At 69.7% G+C, this 22,217-nt stretch carries 12 protein-coding genes; 3 read left to right on the top strand and 9 right to left on the bottom strand.

Translation table 11 applies throughout. The features are described from left to right. Positions 1-26: 26 nt before the first annotated feature. The 3 genes from ACWDO5_RS09545 to ACWDO5_RS09555 all read right to left on the bottom strand — a co-directional run bounded on the left by ACWDO5_RS09545 (position 27) and on the right by ACWDO5_RS09555 (position 7,616). Positions 27-3,659 carry a tetratricopeptide repeat protein gene (locus ACWDO5_RS09545; RefSeq protein WP_450529760.1) on the bottom strand — a complete coding sequence of 1,211 codons (3,633 nt, stop codon included), beginning with the start codon at positions 3,657-3,659 and terminating at the stop codon, positions 27-29. A 4-nt stretch (positions 3,660-3,663) separates the two neighbouring features. After that, positions 3,664-6,246, bottom strand: coding sequence for a bifunctional FO biosynthesis protein CofGH (locus tag ACWDO5_RS09550; RefSeq protein WP_450529761.1), 2,583 nt, complete (start codon positions 6,244-6,246; stop codon positions 3,664-3,666). Between the two features lie 545 nt (positions 6,247-6,791). Further along, positions 6,792-7,616, bottom strand: a complete 825-nt coding sequence (locus ACWDO5_RS09555; RefSeq protein WP_450529762.1) for an LLM class F420-dependent oxidoreductase — start codon at positions 7,614-7,616, stop codon at positions 6,792-6,794. A gap of 289 nt (positions 7,617-7,905) precedes the next feature. On the opposite strand from ACWDO5_RS09555, the gene ACWDO5_RS09560 reads away from it, so the two are divergent. Further along, complete coding sequence (locus tag ACWDO5_RS09560; protein ID WP_450529763.1) at positions 7,906-9,438, top strand: CehA/McbA family metallohydrolase; 1,533 nt, start codon at positions 7,906-7,908, stop codon at positions 9,436-9,438. A 150-nt stretch (positions 9,439-9,588) separates the two neighbouring features. On the opposite strand, the gene ACWDO5_RS09565 is transcribed toward ACWDO5_RS09560, so the two are convergent. Then, positions 9,589-10,071: a DUF2332 family protein gene (locus tag ACWDO5_RS09565; RefSeq protein WP_450529764.1), complete on the bottom strand. Its 483-nt coding sequence runs from the start codon at positions 10,069-10,071 to the stop codon at positions 9,589-9,591. Positions 10,072-10,263: 192 nt separating this feature from the next. On the opposite strand from ACWDO5_RS09565, the gene ACWDO5_RS09570 reads away from it, so the two are divergent. Continuing rightward, positions 10,264-10,953: a response regulator transcription factor gene (locus ACWDO5_RS09570; protein ID WP_450529765.1), complete on the top strand. Its 690-nt coding sequence runs from the start codon at positions 10,264-10,266 to the stop codon at positions 10,951-10,953. A 112-nt stretch (positions 10,954-11,065) separates the two neighbouring features. Here the strand turns inward: ACWDO5_RS09570 and ACWDO5_RS09575 are convergent, their stop codons facing one another. The 5 genes from ACWDO5_RS09575 to ACWDO5_RS09595 form a co-directional block, all read right to left on the bottom strand. Beyond that, a complete protein-coding gene (locus ACWDO5_RS09575; protein ID WP_450529766.1) occupies positions 11,066-13,294 on the bottom strand; it encodes a N,N-dimethylformamidase beta subunit family domain-containing protein in 2,229 nt (742 codons plus the stop codon). Positions 13,295-13,378: 84 nt separating this feature from the next. Continuing rightward, the gene (locus ACWDO5_RS09580; RefSeq protein WP_450529767.1) at positions 13,379-14,407 is read right to left on the bottom strand and encodes an ABC transporter permease; all 1,029 of its coding nucleotides are present in this window, start codon (positions 14,405-14,407) and stop codon (positions 13,379-13,381) included. Beyond that, entirely contained in the window at positions 14,404-15,423 is a 1,020-nt protein-coding gene (locus ACWDO5_RS09585) for an ABC transporter permease (protein ID WP_450529768.1), read from the bottom strand. Before ACWDO5_RS09585 ends, ACWDO5_RS09580 begins: the two co-directional genes overlap by 4 nt. Further along, positions 15,420-16,979 (bottom strand): sugar ABC transporter ATP-binding protein, encoded by a 1,560-nt coding sequence (locus ACWDO5_RS09590; protein WP_450529769.1) that lies wholly within the window; start codon positions 16,977-16,979, stop codon positions 15,420-15,422. Before ACWDO5_RS09590 ends, ACWDO5_RS09585 begins: the two co-directional genes overlap by 4 nt. A 2-nt stretch (positions 16,980-16,981) precedes the next feature. Next, positions 16,982-18,010 (bottom strand): substrate-binding domain-containing protein, encoded by a 1,029-nt coding sequence (locus tag ACWDO5_RS09595; protein WP_450529770.1) that lies wholly within the window; start codon positions 18,008-18,010, stop codon positions 16,982-16,984. Between the two features lie 868 nt (positions 18,011-18,878). Here ACWDO5_RS09595 and ACWDO5_RS09600 point away from each other — a divergent pair. After that, positions 18,879-21,830, top strand: a complete 2,952-nt coding sequence (locus ACWDO5_RS09600; RefSeq protein WP_450529771.1) for an AfsR/SARP family transcriptional regulator — start codon at positions 18,879-18,881, stop codon at positions 21,828-21,830. Positions 21,831-22,217: the final 387 nt, after the last annotated feature.

Consider the following 22,217-nt stretch of genomic DNA (forward strand, 5'->3'; position numbering starts at 1 on the left):
TCCCCAAACGCCGGACGGACTTGATTTCAGCCCATCCTGGGGGCGTCTCCCGGCGGTAGCTGGGGGAGGACAGCGTCCCGGGCCGTGGTCAGGCGGTGCAGCCGCGGTTCCAGTTCGGCCGGGTCCGCGCCCGGGCACGCGAGCAGTTCGGTCAGGTCGCCCGCCGCGTCCGCCACCGTGGCCCAGGTGGGCGTCTCGGCGAGGAGGTCGGCGAGCAGAGTGTCGGCGCGGGGCCAGTCCCCGGGTGCGCAGGCGAGCAGCAGCAGCTCGGCGGCGCGGTCGCCTCGCACGGACCCCGCGGCCCGGTCGGGGCACTCGCGCTCGGCAGCCCGCCACAGGTCACCGGCCCGCGCCAGTCCTTCCGTACAGCTCACGGTGAGCGCCAGCTGCAGCGAGCCCCGGCGGGCGTCGACGGCGAGCAGCCTCTCGGCCGCCTCCCTCGCCGGGGCGAAGCGGCCGGTCCTGCGGTGAGCGCGGGTGAGCAGGGCGAGGTGGTTCGCGTCCTGGTCGTCCCCGGCGGCCTCCCCCAGGGCTGTCAGCGCCTCCTCCGGGCGGCCGAGGTACAGATGAACGGTCGCCCGCGCGCGGTGCGCCTCCGGGTCGTCGTCGCCGAGCTCCAGCCGGCGCTCGAGGTCCGCGAGCGCCGGCAGCAGACGGCCGGTCACCATGCGCACCGACGCCCGGCGTGCGTGCGCCCAGAGGTACTGCGGGTCGAGCGCGATCGCCCGGTCCAGCTCGGCGAGCGCCTCCTCGTACCGCTCCAGGTCCTGGAGGGCCGCACCCCGCTCGGCGGCGATCCAGGCCTTGTCCGGCTGGAGTTCCGCCGCGCGTGCCAAGGCCGCCAGCGCCTCGTCGAGCCGGCCGAGGCTGCGCAGCGCCTGGCCGCGGCTGCCGATGGTCCAGCCGTCGTCGGGGCGGAGCCTGTCCGCCCGGTCGTAGTCCGCGAGCGCCTGCTCGTGCCGCCCGGCCCGGCGGCGGGCCTCGCCCCGCAAGGTGAGTTGGACCGCGTTGTCCGGGTCGAGGGCCACCGCCTGGTCGAGGTCGGCGAGTTCGCCCTCGGGTTCCCCGAGCGCCCGCCGCACCCCGGCCCGTACCAACAGCGCCAAAGGGGTGCGCGGGTCCAGCTCCAGGGCACGGTCCAGGTCCGCCAGCGCCTCCTCGTACCGGTGCAGCTGCTCGTACGCCCGGCCACGGGCGACATACGCGTAGGCATACCGCGGGTCGTGCGCGATCGCCCGGCCGTAGTCGGCGACGGCGTCCTCCTGCCGGCCGGCTTCCTGGTGCGCGTACCCCCGCTCCGCCAGCGCCCACGCCTTCGAGTCAGCCATCTCCACGATCCGGTCGAGATCGGCGAACTCCCTTGTCGCATCCTCCTGTTGGCGATAGATCTCGACCCGCCGCAGCAGCGCCCACAGATAGTCCGGCTTCAGTTCCAGCGCCTCGTCCAGGTCCGCAAGCGCCTCCTCGCTGCTGCCCAGCGCGTGCTTCGCCATGGCCCGGCTGCCCAGCGCCCATGCATACGCCGGATCCAGCGCGAACGCCCGGTCGAACTCGGCGATCGCCTCCTCGTACCGCCCTTCGTGCCGCAGGATCTCCCCGTGTTCGCCAACGATCCACGGGTTGCCCGGGTCGAGCTCCCGGGCCCGGCCGACATCCACCAGGGCGCCGTCGCCGTCCCCGAGTGCGCGCCGGATCTGGGACCTGCGCACCAGCGACCAGACATGGCCTGGCCTGGCATCCAGCACCCGGCCCAGATCCGCCAGCGCCTCTTCGCTGCGTCCCAGCAGGTGCTTGGTCTGGGCTCGGCCGGAGAGCGACCAGGTGTCGACGGGGTCGATCTCGAGGGCCCGCTCGAACTCGGCGAGGGACTCCTCGTACCGTCCCGTCAGGCGGTACGTCTCCCCCAGCCCGTAGTACGCCCGTTGGCAGCCCGCGTCCCGGCTGATCGCCTGCCGGTAGTCGAGCAGCGCCTGTTGGTACCGACCGGCATTGCGGTGGTCCCGGCCGCGGACCACCAGCGCCGCCACCCGCGTCTCGTCGTCCGGCTCCGGCCGGGCGAGGATCAGGTCCAGCACCCCGACACCCCGGCGCTGTTCGTCCTCCAGAGCCGCCAGGCAGTCCCTGCCCAGCGCGATCAGCAGCCCGCTGTCCCCGTCGGCGCCCGCGTCCGCGACGGTCCGCGCCCAGCGCCTGGCCGCCACCGTGCCCGCGTCGCAGGCGTCGATCCCGTCCCGCAGCACCGCGGCCAGCGCCGTCCGCGGCCGTGCGCACAGCAGGTGATAGATCTCCTCAAGACGTAGCTCGCGCCAGGCGTCCTGCCCCCACAGCTCGTCCGCGCCCAGACCGTCGCCGGCCTCCTCCCGCCAGCCGGCGAACGCCTCCGCCAGCCGCGTGTGCCCGGCCCGCCAGCGCTCCGGCGAGGTGTTGCGCCGCAGCCGCAGCATCGGCTCCCGTACGACATCGTGGTACTGGGCCCGGCCGCCCCGGTCGCTGACGAACGGCAGCCCGCGCAGCCACCCGAACAGCCCGGCCGCGTCGTCCCCTTCGACGGCCGCCCGGAAGACGTCCTCGTTCAGCCGGCGCGGCAGTGCGCCGTCGAGGGCGGCGGCACGGCGGACCGGGTCCTGCTCCCACTTCAGGAAGCGCTCGACGGCGGTGGCGCTGGGGTCGCCCACCGCGCCCGGGTTCTCGGCGAGGGTGGAGACGAGGACGGGCAGCCGGCCGGAGAGCCTGAGCACGTCCCGGACCACCTCCTCGTCCACCACGCCCTTGGCGGCGAGGAGCCGGCGGGCCTCCGGTTCGGTGAAAGGTGCGAGGGGGAGGTCGGTGACGAAGTCGGCGTAGTCGGCCCAGCAGTTGGGGTCGGGCGGCCGCTGCCCGGAGAGGGTGACGACGACATGAGCGGGCAGCGAGCCGTACTGCCCGGTGGTGATCAGATCGCGCAGCCAGGTGTCGAGGAAGGGCCCGGTGCGTTCGTACGTGTCGAAGAAGAGCGTGATCCAGGGGGCGCCGGCCCCGACCCGGTTCAGCTCGGCGACCAGAACCGGAGTGAGGGCCCGGACGGGGTCAAGGACCAGCTGTACGTCCTCCTGCTTGCCGAAACGGGTGGTGAGGACGGCCCTTACGTGGTCGGTGCCGCGGGCGACCTGCGCCGGGTCGACGGCTCCGGCGAGCGCGCCGACGCCCGGCACCATGCCGAGTCCGATCAGAGAGGCCTGGGCCGCGGCCATGCTGCCCGCGGAGGGCTGCTGCGGCTGCGGCTGTCCGTCCGCCGCCGCGTTGGTAATGGCCTCCGCCTCGTACCGGCGCCGGCGGTAGGTCGCCAGCTGCCGGTCGAGGGCCTTGAGCGCCTGCCCCTGCTCGGCGAACTGGGCGCTGATCGCCTCCATCGCCTCCGGCACGCTGTTCACGGACTCGTCGAGGACTGCGGTGAGCGCCTGGCGCCCGCGCGCGGTCTGCACCAGCTCGCGCACCAGGGAGGTCTTGCCGACACCCGCGTTGCCGTGGATATGGAAGATGAAGCGGTGCCGCGGATCCTCCGGGGGCACGTCGAAGTTCTCGCGGAAGGTGGCGAGTTCATCGCGCCGTCCCACGAATCCCGCGCGCCTGCGGATGTTGATCAGTTCCTGCATCGACAGTCTCGCGGCACCGGCACTCATGCGATCAGTCTGGCAGCAGCGGCAGCAGCTCGGGCAGATGTCCGTCGGACGCGGTGGCGGCGCGCACGCGCTCCTGCGGCACCTCGCCGTACAGAGTCGTACGCGGCCTGGCCGGCCGGCCTGCCGCCTCCGCGATGGCGATCAGATCCTGAACGGAGCGGTACGAGCCGTAACTGGAGCCCGCCATCCGGGAGATGGTCTCCTCCATCAGCGTGCCGCCGAGATCATTGGCCCCGGAGCGGAGCATCTCGGCCGCGCCCTCCGTGCCCAGCTTCACCCAGCTGGTCTGGATGTTGGTGATGTGGGGGTGGAGGAGGACGCGGGCCATGGCGGTGACCGCGCGGTTGTCCCGCATGGTCGGCCCCGGCCGCGCGATCCCCGCCAGATACACAGGCGCGTTCGTATGGATGAAGGGCAGGGTCACGAACTCCGTGAAGCCACCGGTCTCCTGCTGGACCCCGGCGAGCGTGCGGAGGTGGCCGAGCCAGTGCCGGGGCTGGTCCACATGCCCGTACATCATCGTCGAGGACGACCGGAGGCCCAGCTCGTGCGCGGTCTTGACGACCTCGATCCAGGTGGCGGTGGGCAGCTTGCCCTTGGTGAGGATCCAGCGGACCTCGTCGTCGAGGATCTCGGCGGCGGTCCCGGGGATGGAATCGAGTCCGGCCTCCTTTGCGGCAGTCAGCCACTCGCGGATCGAAAGGCCGGTCCGCGACGCGCCGTTGACGACCTCCATCGGCGAGAAGGCGTGCACATGCATGCCCGGCACGCGCTCCTTCACGGCGCGGGCGATGTCGAAGTACGCCGTGCCCGGCAGGTCGGGATGGATGCCGCCCTGCATGCACACCTCGACCGCGCCGACGTCCCACGCCTGCGCGGCCCGGTCGGCGACCTGGTCGAGGGAGAGGGTGTAGGCGTCGGCGTCCGTACGCCGCTGGGCGAAGGCGCAGAAACGGCAGCCGGTGTAGCAGACGTTGGTGAAGTTGATGTTGCGCGTGACGATGTACGTGACGTCGTCGCCGACCGTGTCGCGGCGCAGCTCGTCCGCGATCCGCGTGAGCGCGTCGAGAGCCGGGCCGTCCGCGTGCAGCAGCGCCAGGGCCTCGTCGTCCGTCAGCTTGGTCGGATCGTCGGCGGCCTGCTTGAGCGCCGCTTTCACATCGGTGTCGATACGGGAGGGCACCATGCCGGGCGCGGCGGCCTCGCGCAGCGCGTCCCAGTCGCCGTACACGTCGTCGAAGTCGTCGCGGCGGTCGGAGGTACGGCCTTCGGTGTCGATGGTCCGGTGAAGGTCCGTCCTGCCGGCGGCGGTGAAAGCCTCGTCCGGCTCCTGCCAAGGACGGCCCTCGACGACGGCGTCCGCGTTCGCCAGCCCGGTCTGAGGATCGGCGAGCGCGCGGACGTGCGGCAGCAGCCGCGGATCGAGCCAGGGCTCGCCGCGCTGCACGAACTCCGGGTAGACGGCGAGGCGCTCGCGCAGCTCGAAGCCCGCGTCCGCGGAATGCCCGGCGAGCGCGTCGATCCGCGGCCAGGGCCGCTCGGGATTGACGTGGTCCGGCGTGAGCGGCGAGACGCCGCCCCAGTCGTCGATGCCGGCGCCGATGAGCCGCGCGTACTCGCCCGCCACCAGGTTCGGCGGCGCCTGCAGACAGGCGGACGGCCCCATGATGTGCCGCGCGACGGCGACGGTGGCGACCAGCTCGTCCAGCTCGGCGTCCGGCATGCCGCGCATCGCCGTGTCCGGCTTGGCGCGGAAGTTCTGCATGATCAGTTCCTGGATGCCGTGGTAGGCACGGGAGATGCGGCGCAGCGCGAACAGCGAGTCCGCCCGCTCCTCGTACGTCTCGCCGATCCCGATCAGCAACCCGCTGGTGAACGGCACGGAACTGCGCCCGGCGTCCTCCAGCACGCGCAGCCGCACGGCCGGCTCCTTGTCCGGGGACCCGTAGTGCGGCCCGCCGGGCTCGCTCCACAGCCGGGTCGCCGTGGTCTCCAGCATCATGCCCATGGACGGCGCGACCGGCTTGAGCCGCTGGAAGTCGGTCCAGGACATGACGCCCGGGTTGAGATGCGGCAGCAGCCCGGTCTCCTCCAGGATGCGGATCGCCATGGCCCGTACGTACGCGATGGTGTCGTCGTAGCCGTGCGCGTCGAGCCACTCACGGGCCTCGGGCCAGCGGTCCTCGGGCTTGTCGCCGAGCGTGATCAGCGCTTCCTTGCAGCCCAGTGCGGCGCCGCGCCGGGCGATGTCGAGGACCTCGTCCGGCGACATGAACATCCCGTGGCCGGCCCGGCGCAGCTTGCCGGGGACGGTGACGAAGGTGCAGTAGTGGCACTTGTCGCGGCACAGCTTGGTCAGCGGGATGAAGACGCTCTTCGAGTACGTGATGACCCCGGGCCGCCCCGCGGCCTCCAGCCCGGCATCCCGCACCCGCGCGGCGGACGCGGCAAGGTCCTCGAGGTCGCTGCCGCGCGCCTGCAACAGCACGGCCGCCTCGGCGGTGTCGAGGGCGACGCCGTCCCTGGCCCGCTTGAGGGCGCGGCGCATGGCGTTCTCGGTGGGGCGTCCGGGCTGGTGATCCGTCATGGATCGAGCATACGAGCGCGCCCGCGAACACCGGCGGTCCGGGGGCTGGGGGCGCCCCTGAGTATGTGCGCCCAGGCACCACGGGGGCACACCACGCATGCGCTGAGCCGGCCGGGGCGGGGCCGGCCGGGGCGGGGCCGGCCGGGGCGGGGCCGGCCGGGGCCCGAAGCTCCGGGCAGCAATCCTGGACGGCGATTGCGACGACGAGCGGGTCGACCGACCGAGATCATCCGCCCCGACGGTCGAAAGCTGTACGCGGATTACAACGAGATTGGACTCCCGGTACACGTTACTTGCGTGGACGGGACGGTCACGCGCCAGACGTACGACGACGCCGCCCGGCGGCACCCGACCGGCTGAGGCCCGTGCGTGTCTTCGGCACCCTGTCGGGCCTGGTAGGCAGGCTCAGGTGGCATGAAGACATCACCCCTGATCACCGTCGCCGCGCTGGCCGCCGCCGCGCTCCCCGCTGCCGTCCTGCTCGCCGCCAAGAGCGCCGCCGCGTCCCGGGCGCCCACCGTGCAGGCGCCCGGGCCGAGCGGGGGTCACACGTACTGCGCGTACTCGTCCAGCGCCCCCAGCACCTCCGCCTCCCCCGCCGGCGGCAGCTGCAGTACGACCTCCTCCACGCCCAGTTCCGCGTAGTGTGCCAGCTTCCCGGGGCTCGGCAGGACCGCGTACGGCACGACCTGAAGCACCTGCGGGTCGCGCCCCGCTTTCTCCCACACCTCGCGCAGGACCGGGACCGACTCCGTCAAGCCACGCCCGCCGATCGGGAGCCAGCCGTCCGCGTACTCCGCGATGTGCGAGAAGAGCTTCGGACCAGCCGCCCCGCCGATGAGGGTGCGCGGGCCGCTCACCGGCTTGGGGTAGGCACAGGAGGCCCTTACGGAACCGAACTCGCCCTTGTACGCCGTCGGTTCGGCCGCCCACAGCGCCCGCATCAGCGCCATCCGGTCCCGCCCCAGCTCGCGCCGCGTCGCCCACTCCACCCCGTGGTCCGCCGCCTCCTCCTTGTTCCAGCCAAAGCCGATGCCGAGCGTGAACCGCCCGCCCGACAGATGGTCGAGGGTCGCGATCTGCTTGGCCAGGTCGATCGGGTCGTGCTGGGCGACCAGCGTGATGCCGGTGCCGAGGCCGAGGCGCGACGTGACAGCCGCGGCCTGGCCGAGGGCGACGAAGGGGTCGAGGGTGCGGCCGTACTCGGGCGGCAGTTCGCCGCCCGCAGGGTACGGGGTCGCGCGCTCCACCGGGATATGGGTGTGTTCCGGCAGGTAGAGCCCGTCGAAACCGCGCTCCTCCAGCTCCCGCGCCAGCCGCACGGGCGTGATCGTCTCGTCCGTGAGGAAGATCGTCGTCGAGATCCTCATGAGGCTCCTCCGTCGTCGTCGGCGCTGGTGGCGGGCCAAAGGTACGCCGTCCAGCGCCAGATGCCGAGTGCACGCCGAGTGCAGGCCGAATCAGGCAAAGCTGACGCCGACCGCACGCCAGCCACACGGCCGCACGGCCGCACGCCAACCGCACGCCAACCGCACGGCACTATCCGGCCATCGCCCCGCCCCCTGCCACCCGTCTTCCCTTGAAGAGCAGTTCACGGCTCGATACGAGGGTTTCGAGTACACCACTTCTGCCCCTCTCATCAGCCTGGGAGTCGACGGCATGTGCAATGACGAACACGCAGAACACGCGATGGACAGACGCGGACTGTTCGTGACGGGAGCGGCCGCGGCGCTTACGTTGAGCACTGTGAGCCTCGCGAACGCCGCACCGAACAACGACGGACAGACCGGCCGGAGCGACGAGCAGACCAAGGTCGTACGCGGCACGCTGCCGCCCGGCTCCCCCGACTTCGTTTATCTGCCGCTCGAAGTCCCGCGAGGCGTACGCGAGATCCACGTCGCGTACACCTACGAGCGCCCTGTCGTCCCGGCCGGCACGCAAGGCAACGCCCTCGACATCGGCATCTTCGACGAGCGCGGCACGGAGTTCGGCGGGGACGGCTTCCGCGGCTGGTCGGGTGGGGCGCGCACGGAGTTCTTCATCCGCGCGGACGAGGCGACCCCGGGCTACATCCCGGGCACGGTGCGGCCCGGCACCTGGTCCGTCGCGCTGGGCCCGTACACGGTCTCGCCGCAGGGTCTCGCGTACGAAGTCACCATCACGCTCCGGTACGGCGCGCCCGGCCGGACGCCCAAGCCGGTCTACCCGCCGGAGCGGGCCAAGGGCCGTGGCCGCGCCTGGTACCGCGGCGACTGCCATCTGCACTCCTGGTACTCGGACGGCAGGCGCACCCCCGCCGAGATCGCCGCGCTCGCCCGCGGCGCCGGGCTCGACTTCATCAACACATCCGAGCACAACACCCATGCGGCCCACCGGGCGTGGGAGGGCCAGTGGGGCGACGACCTGCTGATCCTCACCGGCGAGGAGGTGACGACGCGCAACGGCCACCTCATCGCGCTCGGCACCGACCCCGGCACGTTCGTCGAGTGGCGCTACCGGGCCCGCGACAACCGTTTCGGCCGCTACGCCCGCGAGATCAGGCGCTCCGGGGGCCTGGTCGTCCCGGCCCACCCGCACGCCACCTGCATCGGCTGCAACTGGAAGTTCGGCTTCGGCGAGGCGGACGCCGTGGAGGTGTGGAACGGCGCGTACACCCCCGACGACGAGGTCTCGCTGCAGGCCTGGGACAACACGCTGGTCGCGTCCGTACGCTCCGCAAAGCCCTGGACCCCGGCGATGGGCAACAGCGACGCGCACCGCCACCCGGACGCCGTCGGCACGCCGCAGACCGTGGTCCTGGCCGAGGAGCTGTCCCGCGAGGCGATCCTGGACGGCATCCGGGCGGGACGTTCGTACGTCGCCGAGTCCGCCGCGGTGTCACTGTCCTTCTCGGCGGCAGGCGGACGCGGCCAGCACGCGGGCATCGGCGAACGGCTGCCCGTCGATGCCGACGACCCGGTGACGGTACGCCTGGAGGTCAGCGGCGCGCCGGACTGCTCGGCCCGCATCGTGACCGACCAGGGTGTGCTGCACACAGTGGCGCTGCCGGCGTCGGGGACGGGCACGGTGGAGTGGGGCACGACGGCGTCGTACGCGGCGTATGTACGGGCGGAGGTGCGGCACGCGCCGGTGGTGCCGGGACTGCCGGGGCCGTTGGCGGCGTTCACGAACCCGGTCTTCCTCGGAAGCTGAGGCGGCGGCCCCGTCCGTCGAAGGCGCGGCCGACTGGCGGTTCCGCCACAGCCTGCCGTGCCCCGCAGCCGCGGGGTACGGCAGGCATCCCGGCAGCGCCCAGGGAGGACGACCGGCAGTCCACAACATCAGGAACCATCAGGTCCTCAGTCAGGCAAACCAGTCCAGGGATTGGCCGTGCGGGCCGGTGAAGGCCACCGGCTGCCCGTCCAGGGCCAGAACGAACGCGGCGCGGTCCTCAGGCGCGGGCCGGGGCAGGCGTTGTCCTACGGACGGCAGGACGCGAGGCCCCTCGTTGGATATCCAGTGGCCGGGCAGGGCCCGCACGGTCTCGGCGAAGGACTCCTGCGCCTCGGTCGGTAGATAGGTCAGCACGGCGCTGTGGAAGACCACCGGGGGGGCAAGCTGCCGGCGGTCTTGCCGCCGGACCAGGCCGCGGTGACCGATCCCCCGCTGAACCTCTCCACCAGGGACGAGCTGAGGAACCAGTTGACATCCTTGGCGCAATTTACCTGCTGTTTTCACACGGCGCGAGAAAAGCATCACGAGCGAGTGATAGTGACACAGAGTCAAACCATTGTCCGGCTGCGTAAATTGTTTGTTACGGCACAGCCGGCGACATTGTATGGACATGACGCCCGGGCTAGCTTGAAGTACACCTTTAGCCAGTGGGTGTTATTAGGTAAAGCGTGCTGCCTATGAGCCAGATTTGCGCGGCGTTTCTGCGCGCTGCCGAAGAGATCGGCAACATGCGGACCGTGCACTGATCAACGTCCACACGGCATGTCAGCGCCCGTGCCGAGGTTTCCAGGGAGCCGTGAACCGATGAACCAGCAAGCATTGCTCGCCGCTATACCCGGTCTCAGCTCGCGGTGCATCGACGCACGCTCCCGCGCAATTCTCTCCCTGCTCAGGACGCAGGTACCCTCCGGGGCGGCGCTCCTGACCTACGTCGACAAGGCGACCGGATCCCACCGGGTGCTCGCGAACGAGGGTTACCGGGAGCCAACTGCCACCTACCTCGTCAGCGATTCTTTCACCGAGTCTGACCCGGGCTTCCGCACTGCTTCCGCCAATCCCGAACGGCTCATGGTTTGGGACGATTTCCCGCAGTATCGAGACACGTTCTCGCCGCGGGAGGTCTACAATCCCGCTGGATTCTACGAAGGCATCTCGATGATCCTGAAGGATCCGCGCGGTAGGACCGTCGGGACACTTCACTTGAGCACACCGGAGCCCGTCTTCTCGAAGCAGTGGAAGAACATGATGGATGCGTTTCGACCCGTGGTCACGGAGATGGCGGCAACGGCGAACGAGCGATCCGGCCTTGATCTCACCAGCCGCGAACTCGAGATCCTGAAACATATCGTTGCCGGAAAGTCCAACCCGAAGATCGCAGAGGAACTCTTCCTCTCCCGGCGCACCGTCTCCACCCACGTGGAACACATTCTGCGCAAGCTCGATGCCACCAACCGCGTCGACGCCGTAGTCCATGCGTTGCGCCTGGGGATGTAATGCCGAACGCCGATCAGCCTCCGCGCCAGGCAGGCGGCACTTCTTTTTCCCATCCTCTGACCAGCGGGCCATCCGGCCACCCCGGATGGCCCGCTGACGACCGTCAAACGACTCAATCGCCGGTGATGAAGCGTCGGAGGACGTTCTCCGTCATGCGGGAAATGCCGTTCTCGTGGTCATTCACCAACAGTGCGCCGGACCACGCGATCGAGCCCACCGAGAAGACCTGCCCGCCGCCGGGGCACTTGAAGTACACGATGTCGGACCTGACCAGCGGGTCCTGCATACCTCCGTGGTGGTCGGGCAGCCCCATGACGATCTCCTCCACCACCCGCTGGTAGTAGTTCGTGTGGTTGCGTGAGGAAGCGAGGACCACCGCGTCCGGTGGGGTGCCCAGCGAGATGTCGGCCCGGTCCAGTTCGTCGCCGGCCGCGCCGCCCATCACCCGGCCGTAGTCCCCGACCGGGTCCTCGTCCACACCCTCCAGGATCCACTTCAGGTCCGGACGGTGCGCGGCCTCAGACAGGTGGTACGGCCGGGCGCTGCCGAAGCCCTGTCCGGTGAAACCGACGCCCACGAGCTTCTGCGGGGCACGTCCCCGGTGGCGCCAGAGCCCGCCCGGCTGTCCGGTGGTCAGCACGTACGCCTCACCGGGCAGAGACTCCCATGACCTGACTCCGGCATGACCGCGACGCACCTCGACGACCAGCGGATCGTGGGAGTAGACCTCGGTGACCCAGTAGAAGCCGTTACCGCCCAGGTACATGATGCTTCCGCCGGAGTCGCGGAACTCGGTCATGCTGTCCAGCATCCGCTCGGAGTAGTACTCCGGATGCGACCCGGTGATCACCACCCCGTAGGGCTTTAGCGCCTCGATGCCCTGTTCGTGCAGCTCCAGGTCGGTGATGACGTCATAGGCGACGCCGCGACGCTCGAGCCACTCGATGAGGTACATGTCCGAGGAGAAAGCTCGACCAGCCTCCACCAGCCAGTTCGCGTAGTCGTGGCGCATGTTGAGGATCGGCCGGCGCGCCGCCGAGAAGGTGACTCCGCTGCCGTCCGGGTGGTGGTCGTACATGGACAGCCCGTACAGCGTGTTCTGTGACCGTGCCAGGTCGGCCTCGGAGGGATGGATCTCGCCGTCCCGCATCGAGTTCGCTGTTTCCCCTTCGAATTGGCGCTCGTTCGCGTACGCGAGGTAGCAGAAGGTCGGCAGGAGCACCACGACGTCGGCCCGCGGCCGGTCCGGGGCCGGCAGCACGACGACGGGCAGGGTGTCGGTCTTCCCGCCCGCCGACAGGCGTACGCCATACACGCCGCTGGACAGCGTCTGCGGCAGCGGGGCGGACAGCGTCGGCGTCCAACCCATGTCGGCGATATCGCTGTCGTGGAAGTGGACCGCCGCATACTGCTCGGGAGCGGCGTGGAAGGCCAGTTCGCGACCGGTCCAGTGCAGACCGGTGACGGCCCGGGTCGGCACGTTCACCAGCCGCGCGGGCCCACCCGTCTGACGGTACGAGCGAACGACGTTGAAGTCGTCACCCTGGTGGAGCGCCATGTCCCAGGCGGCCAGGACCGCCTCGCCGAGACTTCCCAACAAGGCTGTCTCGCCGCGTGCCAGCCGCTCGTCCACCTCCGCGGGCAGCGCACCGGCCAGGATGAACGGTGCCTCGATCTTCCCGTTGAAGTGGTCGCGAGCCCGCCCGCGGACGACGCCACCGACGGTCTCGACGTCTTCCGCCCCGGCCGCGGCCAGGCAGACCGTGCCGCTGCCGGGGAGCGGAACCGGCGCGGACAGGTTCACTTGGGCCTGGGCGGCCACGCCGTAGAGCGGGTCGAGTGGGCTGACCACGATCCGGGCCTCCTCAGCACTAACGACGGCCCGCACGAAGTGCCACTGCCGTTCGTTGAAGGGGGTGTCCACCTGGACGCGCGTCTCCTGGTCCCCGTCTTGCAGTATGAGCACCGCCCTGCCGTGCTCGACGCCCAGCGTCACCGACCTGCCGTCCGTACCTTCGACGTTGACGATGCTCTGCGTACCCGCGCGGTCCAGGCGCGTCGGCCAGATCCAAGACCCGATCGTGTACTCCTGCGCCCCATGGGACGGCAGCGGATCGATGCCCACGGCAAACGAGCCGATGCACGTCTCCTGTGAGGCCGTCGGGTAGGAACCCGCCTCGGACCAGGGGACCGGCTCGGGTTCCTCATGCATCTGCCCATCGGGACCGAGCGCAGCCACCAACCGTACGAGGTCGACGTGGACCTCGGCCTGCGGGGACGATGCGCAGACGGTTACCACGTCGCCAGCCTGGTAGGAAAGCCGGTCTGTGTAGCCGCTCAACCTTGATTCCATGGTTCGAAACCTCTCGCGTGAGAAAAGAGAAAAGGTTCTGTCCGCCGGCCGGGTCACCAACCGGCTTCGCGGTCAACTCACCGCGCGGCGCTTCGACAGCACGATCGTCAGGCCCAGGACGCCGAGTAGGACCAGTCCTCGCACGGCGCCTTGCCAGTCGGCGGACACGCCCATGAGGTTGAGCCCGTTGGTGAGTACGCCGAAGACCAGGACTCCGAGCAGGGTTCCCGGCAGGTTCGGCCGGTACTCCCGGTGCAGGGTCGTCCCGATGAAGACGACGGCGATGCTGTCGAGCATGTAGTAGCCACCGGAGAGCGGAATGTAGGCCGACAGTCGGGACGCCAAGATGATGCCGGTGAGCGCACAGAGCGTGGCGCTGAAGACGTAGGCCAACAGCGACACCCGACGGACGGCGATCCCGGACGCGAGTGCGGCCTTGCCCTGCGCGCCTACGCTGGTCAACGCCCGGCCGACCCGGAACCGTTCGAGCAGGAACCACCCGACGAGCAGGACCACCGCGGCGATGGCGATCGCCACGTCGAGGCCCGCGACGGTCGCCTTTCCGAACATGTTGAAGCCCGCCGGCAGTTGCGCCGGCAACAGGTATGTCGGGTTTCCGCCGCTGGTCACCACCTGCTGGATGCTCTCCCCGATGAACAACGTGGCGAGGGTGGCAAGGAACGGGCTGATCCGCAGGACCAGGATGAACACGGCGTTCGCCACGCCCACGGCCACCCCGGTAAGCAGGCCTGCCACGACGGCCACGCTCGCGATGTAGCCGTTCTGCAGGAACCCGACGGCCACCATGGCGCCCAGGTCGAGGGCCACCCCGACGGACAGGTCGATGCCGCCGGCTCGGACGACGACCGTCATCGCGGTGGCGACGATCGCCAGCAGCGCCGACTGGCTGAGGATGTTGGACAGGTTGTTGCCCGTGGTGAACGAAGGTGTCGCCAACGAGAAGTAGACAACGATACCGACGAGGGCAATTATCACCAGATAGCGCCCCAACAGGTGGAGGATGAGGCGGCGGGGCTGCGCAACGCCGGTCAGCTTGCCGGTTGACTCGGAGTTACTCGGCCTGCTCGTGGTCAGGGTCATGAGACTCGCTCCTGGCCACGGAACGCTGAAACGGCGACGACGATCAGAATGAGAGTCCCCTTGACGCCACTTGTCCAGAAGGTCGGGATATTGACGAGGGTGAAGCCATTGCTCAGCGCGGCGACGAACATGGCGCCAACCGCCGTGCCGACGATGTTGACCACGAGGCGGCGGGAGAAGATGGCGCTGATGAAAGCAGCCAGGATGACGTCCAGCAGCAGCGGCTGCCCGGCACCGGGGATGCTGCCGGAACTGCGGGCGGTAACCAGTACTCCGGCGATCGCCGCGCACAGGGCAGCGACCACGTAGGTCGCGGCGACGTACCGGGATGTGTGGATGCCGGCGACCTTGGCGGCGATGGGGTTTCCACCCACGGCGTAGAGCCGAACCCCGTACCGGGTGAACGACACCACGACCCACGCGGTCAGGAAGACCGCACCCAGAATGAGGACGGGAGCCGGAACGCCGAACAGCCCGCCGTCGCGGAGCCAGATGAAGAAGCCGTTCTGAATCGGGATTTGCTGGTTGTTGGAGAGAAGACGGTCGGCGCTGCCCGCGATCGCCCCCGTCGCGAGGGTGGTCAACAGCGGGCGGATGCCGAGGACGACAGCTGCGGCATTCACCACTCCCACGACGACGGCCGTGGCGAGTCCCACCGCCAGTGCGGCGCCGAGCGAAGTTCCCGACGCCAGGCGGGCGGCGATCACGGTGCCGACAAGACTCATGGTCGCGCCGATGGACAGATCGATGCCACCGCTGATCACGTCGTCGCCGCCGCCGATCACCACTACCGCGAGGCCGATGGCGCCGGCCGCCACCACAGCGCCTTGGACGAGAATGTTGAGCAGGTTGTTCTCGGTGAGGAACTGAGGGGACTGCAGGCTGAAGAACCCGACCGCCAGTAGGAGCACTGCAGCACCGCCGAACGGCAGGATCTTCCTGATGTCGAACCCGGGGGCCTTCCGCGGGTGGACTGGCCGATCCGCGGGGGCAAGAGTTGTCGTAGACGTGGTCACGCTGCCACCTCCGCCACATCCGCACCCGTCGAGGCCGCGAGGATCTCGCCGTCTGTGGCTTCACCACGGCTGTACTCGCGCCTGATCGAGCCGCGGTACATCACCAGGATGCGGTCGGACAGGCCCACGAGCTCCGACAAGTCCTGGGTGATGACCAGGACCGCGGCACCCTCTGCCGCGAGTGCGCTGATGATGTCGTAGATGGCTGCCCGGCTGCCGATGTCCACTCCGGACGTCGGCTGGTCGAGGATGAAGATCTTGGACTTTGCGACTAGCCACTTGGCCAGTACGACCTTCTGCTGGTTGCCGCCGGAGAGGTCACGCGTGGCGACAGTCATGCGACTGGGTACGACCGACAGGCGCGAGATCGACTCCTGAGCCGCCTTTGCCTCGGCCCGCCGGTTCAGTAGACCGAACCGAGTGAACCTGGACAGGGCGGACATCGTGATGTTCTCGGCTATCGACATCCGGGTGACGACGCCTTCCCCGCGCCGGTCGGCCGGTACGAAGCCGACGCCCAGGCTGGTCATCCGGCGAGGAGTACGTCGTGCCACGCGACGCCCCTCGATCTCGACCAGACCGCTGGCCGGCGCGAGCCCGAACAGTGCTTTCCCCAGCTTGTCCGCGCCGGAACCGATGAGACCGGTGACCCCGACGATTTCGCCCGCGGCCACCTCGAACGACACCCCATCCAGGCCCTCCCGCGAGATCAGGTTCGACACGCGCAGGCGCACCAGGCTGTCCTCGATACGAGCCGGCCGCTCGGGGAACTCCTCGACGTCGCGGCCGATCATGGCTTGCACGATGCGTTCCAGTGTGGTGTCGGCCATCCGCATGACACTGGCGTTCCGCCCGTTGCGCAGCACCGTCACCCGGTCGCACGTCCGCCGGATCTCATCGAGGTAGTGCGAGATATAGATCATGGAAATCCCACGCGCCTTCAGGTCCCCGATGATGCCGAACAGCCGGTCGACCTCCCGATGCGCCAGCGGGGCGGTGGGCTCGTCGAGGATCAGCACCGACGGTGCGGCCATGACGGCCCGGGCGATCTGTACCAGCTGCTGCTCGGCGACGGAGAGTTCCCCGATGAGGGCTCCCCCCGGTATGGAGACACCGAGGTGTTCGTGGATGTCCCGGGTGGCTCGCCGCTGAAGTGCCCTCCGGTTAAGCCAGGGACCGGCGGTGTCCTCGTCCCGGCCGAGATAGAGGGACTCGGCGACCGTCAGCGTCGGTACCAACTGCCGGTCCTGGTGGATCACGTGGATCCCGTGGTCCGCAGCTGCCGCCGGCGAGGTGATCGACACCGGACTTCCGTTGATGAGGATTCTCCCGCGACTCGCCCGGTAGAGGCCGGAGAGGATCTTGATCAGGGTGGATTTCCCCGCCCCGTTCTCCCCGAGGAGGCCGTGCACCTCCCCGGGGAGAATCTCGAGATCCACTCCGTCGAGTGCCACCACGCCGTGGAACTCGATACCGATGTCGCGCATTTGCAGCATGGGGGCGGCGCCGTCGGGACGGCCGCTGTCTTCTGAGAGGGTTTCTGTGTTCGCTGTCATGACTAGAATCCGAGCTGCTTCTGGGTCTGTGCGACGTTCTCCTTGGTCACCAGGATCGGGTTGAAGTAGGTCGTGCGCGGCAGCTTCTCGCCGGCGAGGTACGCGGCGATGTTCATTGCCGACTGGGCCCCGAGCTTGGCGGGCTGCTGCGCCACCGTGGCCTGGTATGGGCTGTTCGGGTCCGCGATCAGGGAGACGGCCTTCGGGTCACCGTCGACCCCGTAGATCTTGATCTCGGTCCGGCCGGCGGCCCTGATCACCTGCTCCGCACCGATCGAGGGGATGTCCCAGCAGACACTGGCCACGGCATTGACCGTGCCCTTCGGGTAGCGCTGGAGGGCGTCGGTCATCTTCTTACGCGCGTCCTCGGCGGTACCGACGAAGACGTCCTGCAACTGTGGCTTGATGAGATGCACGTCCGGATAGTCCTTGAGGACCTCGAGGATCATGTTGTAGCGCAACTCGCAACCCCGAAGTTGCAGCAGGCCGTTGAACAGCAGCACGTTGCCCTTCCCGCCGATGCCCTCGAACATCGTCCGGGCTTCGGTCTCGCCGACCTGGTACTGATCCGACGCCACGTTGTTTATGGAGTACTGGTGGGCCATCTCCACGGTGAACAACGGAATGTTTACGTCGTGCACCTTCCTGAACACCGGATCGAGAGCCTTGTGGTCGCCGTTGATGGCCACGATCGCAGCGGGCTTCTGGGAGATAAGGTTCTCGATATCCGCGACCTGCTGGGTCGGGCTGCGCTGGGCCTGCACGGCGATCGGCGTGCCGCCAAGCTGCTTCACCGTGGCGATGAGCGTGTCGAAAACCGTTCGGTTCCAGTGGTTGTCCGTGCCGCCGATCGAAATTCCGACCTTCTTACCGGTGAGTTTCGCTGACCCCGCGACCGCCGCGACCGCCGAGGGCGACACGGCGTTCGGCGCTGCCGAGGTCGCGTTGTTGGCCTTCAGGCTGCAGCCGCTGAGCGCGACTCCGGCGACGAGCGTGGAAATCAGCATGAAACAGCGGCGAAGCTTTGACATAGCATCACTCCTTTTTCTGTTTGTGCCACATGACGTCCGAGTTGATTGCCGACAGAGATGGTCCCGGTCCGAAAACCGAGCCGCGCCGTGTTTCCGAACCAGAAATCGCGGGCGCCGCCCCCGAGTTCGGCCGGCCGACTCGGTTTGAGCCGATACGGTGCGGTCGTGCTTGAGGGCGCGCTCGGTCATCGTCGAAACTCCTCGAAGAGCTGCCTACCGATGTGCGTCGAGATCAAGGACCTGAGGGCAAGAATCGTAGAAATCACTACGTCTCGACCGCATCGGTCAGTTGACGTATTCGCATCTTGTGATTTCGAGCGAGGCCACGGCCGACGGCATCCCATTGCACGCTGACTGCGCTGCCGTACCGTGACGATGCCGTCGGAGCCGGTGCTGCACCCCTGGCGTGCACGCGGCCGGCGGAATGGGCAGGAAGATCCTCAGCAACGCACGCCCGCAGGAAGGGGTCCCACTCGTCCGCGTGGATGGACGGCAGGCCGAGGTGCGGGGGGGATCTCGGAGAAGGCCACCGCCCGTACGCCCCCTGGCGCGACGGCATCATCCTCGGGGACGGCGGACACGGTCCCGTCATAGATGTCGTGCAGCCATCGACGAGCTGAAGAAGCGCGGTTGCACCTTCGGCACCGCGCCCGGGCTGCTCGCGCCCGAAAAGGCCAACCCGGGTGAGGTGTACCGCTTTTGAGCACCGCCACTTCACAAAGATCACACACCACCGTTACCGGCGCGGGTTGGCACGCAGCCGGGCAGGGGCAGAGGCGAGGAGGAAGTGTCCCGTTGCTGACGGGGCCGCCATGCACAAGGCAGACTGTCGAGGGCGATTACGGCAGTATGTGGGCAGGGGGCAGCTATGGACCGTGACAGCGGGCCACGCGTACCGGAGCAGCGCGCTCCGGCGCAGAGCGGCGTCAGCGAACTGCGCTTCAGCGTGCTCGGCCCGGTACGCGCCTGGCGCGGCGGGGAGAGCCTGCCGTCCGGATCGCCTCAGCAACGCGCCCTGCTGGCCGCACTGCTGCTGCGCGACGGCCGCACCGCGACGGCCTCCGAGCTGATCGACGCGATCTGGGGCGACGACCCGCCCTCGCAGGCGCTCGCCGCGCTCCGCACCTACGCGTCCCGGCTGCGCAAGGTACTCTCCGTGAACGCCCTGGTCAGCGAGTCGGGCGGCTATGCCATACGGGTCAGGCGCGATGCCCTCGACCTGGCGGTGGCACAGGAGTTGGCCACCGAGGCGGAGAAGGCCCGTGCCGCCGGGGACCGCGGCCAGGCCCGCGTGCTCATCAACAAGTCGCTCGGCCTGTGGGACGGCGAGCCGCTGGCCAATGTGCCCGGGCCGTACGCCGAGAACCACCGGGCCCGCCTCGAGGAGTGGCGGCTCCAGCTCCTGGAGACCCGGCTCGACCTCGACCTTGAGGTCGGCAGCCATGCGGAGGCGGTCTCGGAGCTGACCGCGCTCACCGCCGCGCACCCACTGCGGGAGCGGCTGCGTGAGCTGCTGATGCTGGCCCTGTACCGCAGCGGGCGGCAGGCCGAGGCGCTCGCCGTCTACGCGGACACCCGCCGCCTGCTCGCCGAGGAGCTGGGCGTCGACCCGCGGCCCGAACTCTCCCGGCTGCAGCAACGCATTTTGCAGGCCGACGCGAAACTGGCCCGCCCCAGCGAGGAGCCCGCCCCGGACCCTCAGGTCACCCGTCCCGCCCAACTTCCGGCCACCGTACCGGACTTCACTGGACGCACCTCCTTGGTACGCGAACTGGGCGGCCGGCTCGCCACCGCCGACGGCTCGGTGATGGCCGTCTCGGCGCTGGCGGGCATCGGGGGCGTCGGCAAGACGACCCTCGCGGTCCATGTGGCGCACGAGGCGAAGCCGCAGTTCCCGGACGGCCAGCTGTACGTCGACCTGCAGGGCGCGGGCAACCGCGCGGCCGAGCCCGAGACCGTACTCGGCGCCTTTCTGCGCGCGCTCGGCACCGCGGACTCAGCCATTCCGGACACCCTCGACGAGCGGGCGGCGCTCTACCGCTCGACGCTGGACGGCCGCCGCATCCTGGTCCTCCTCGACAACGCGCGCGACGCCGCGCAGATCCGCCCCCTGCTGCCCGGTACGGCAGGCTGCGCGGCCCTGGTCACCAGCCGCGTCCGGATGGTCGACCTGGCAGGCGCGCACCTCGTCGACATCGATGTGATGTCGCCGGAGGAGGCGCTCCAGCTGTTCACCCGGATCGTCGGCGAGGAACGGGTCACCTCCGAGCGCGAGGCGGCGCTCGATGTGGTCGCGGCGTGCGGGTTCCTGCCGCTCGCGATCCGTATCGCGGCATCCCGGCTGGCCGCGCGCCGCACCTGGACGGTGTCCGTCCTGGCCGCGAAGCTCGCGGACGAGCGCCGCCGCCTGGACGAACTCCAGGCCGGGGACCTCGCGGTGAAGGCCACCTTCGAACTCGGCTACGGCCAACTGGAGCCGGCCCAGGCCCGCGCCTTCCGCCTCCTCGGCCTCGCCGACGGCCCGGACATCTCGCTCGCCGCGGCCGCCGCGGTGCTCGAACTGCCGCTCCAGGAGTCGGAGGACCTGCTGGAGGCGCTGGTCGACACGTCCCTGCTGGAGTCGGCGGCACCGGGGCGGTACCGGTACCACGACCTTGTACGGCTGTACGCGCGTGCGTGCGCGGAGCGGGACGAACATCCGCCTGAGGAGACGGAGTTGGCGCTGTCGCGGCTGCTTGATTTCTATCTGGCGACGGCGGCGAAGGTGTACGCCATAGAGCGCCCGGGCGACCGGCTGGTGGACCACCTGGAGGCGACCGGCCAGGCGGGTCTCAAATTCACCGAGCGGCAGGACGCGCAGGACTGGTTCTACGCCGAGGCGCATTGCCTCCTGGCCTGCGCTCGGCAGGCTGCCGGTGGGGCAGCGCGGCTCCGCCCCGCGGTCGATCTGCTCTGGGCGGCACAGGATCTGGCGGAGTCCGGCGCGAACTCCAAGGTGTACGAGGCCGTCGCCTTCGCGGCGCTCGAAGCGGCACGTGCCGTCGGCGACGCCCGCGCCGAGGGGCGCGCGCGGACTTCCGTGACCAACGTCCATCTGGTGGCGGGCCGTTACGAGGAGGCGGACGAGGAGGCCAAGCAGGCGGCCGCGCTCGCGAGCGGCGCTCATGACCCGGCGCCCGTGTACTGGTCCGACAACGACCGCGGCATCATCGCCTTCATACAGGGGCGCAACGAGGAGGCCGAGGCACACCTGCGCCGGGCGAGGGAGGGGTCACGCGCCGACGGGAACCTTCCCGGTGAGGCCAGCGCTCTGTGCAACCTCTCGCGCATCCACGTCGCCACGGGCCACACCGCGCAGGGCATCGCACTGGCCGAGCAGGGTATCGCTATGTACGACCGGATCGGACACCCGCTCCGGATGGCCAATGCGCGCTACGCCCTCGGGGTCGCGCTCACCCAGGCCGGGCGCCATACCGAGGCGCTGGAACAACTGGCCGAGGCACTGGACCGGTTCGAGGCGAACCGGCAGCGCCTGTGGGAGGGCACCACGCATTTCCGCATCGCGCAGGCCCACCTCTCGGCCTGCCGCGCGGCGCGGGCAGCCCAGCATGCCGAGCAGGCGCTCGCTATCGGATGCATCGGCGGCGACCGGACCCGGGCCAACGTGCTGACCACCCTTGGCAAGGCGCTGGACAGCCTGGGCCAAGCGGACCGCGCGCGTGCCTGCTGGCGCGAAGCGCTGTCCCTGCACGAGCAGTTGGGCGCCTCGGAGGCCAAGGAAGTACGGGAGTTGCTCGCCCCCCTCAGCGGCGCGGCCTGAGAGCTCCGGCCAGGGCGTTCATCGATTGTTTATGCTCGTCCGACATGCTCAACAGCATTCGATCCGTCGCGTCGGGGGGCAGACGGATCACCTGGGACCTCCACCCCCGTGTGGGGCCAGCGGTCCCCCTGGCCTTCTGTCCGGCGACTCTCGGGGGAGTCTCCGGGCAGAAGGCCTCAATTGATCAAGTCGGGCAATCCCATGGGGGAGACCATGAGCAGCAACGAGCAGATTCAGGAAGAGATCACCACCCAGGACCATCACGCGCCCGCCCCGCCCGTCGACGGCACCATCACCACCCAGGACCATCACGCGCCCGCCCCGCCCGTCGACGGCACCATCACCACCCAGGACCATCACGCGCCCGCCCCGCCCGTCGACGGCACC

It is taken from the genome of Streptomyces sp. NPDC000880 (assembly GCF_053599675.1).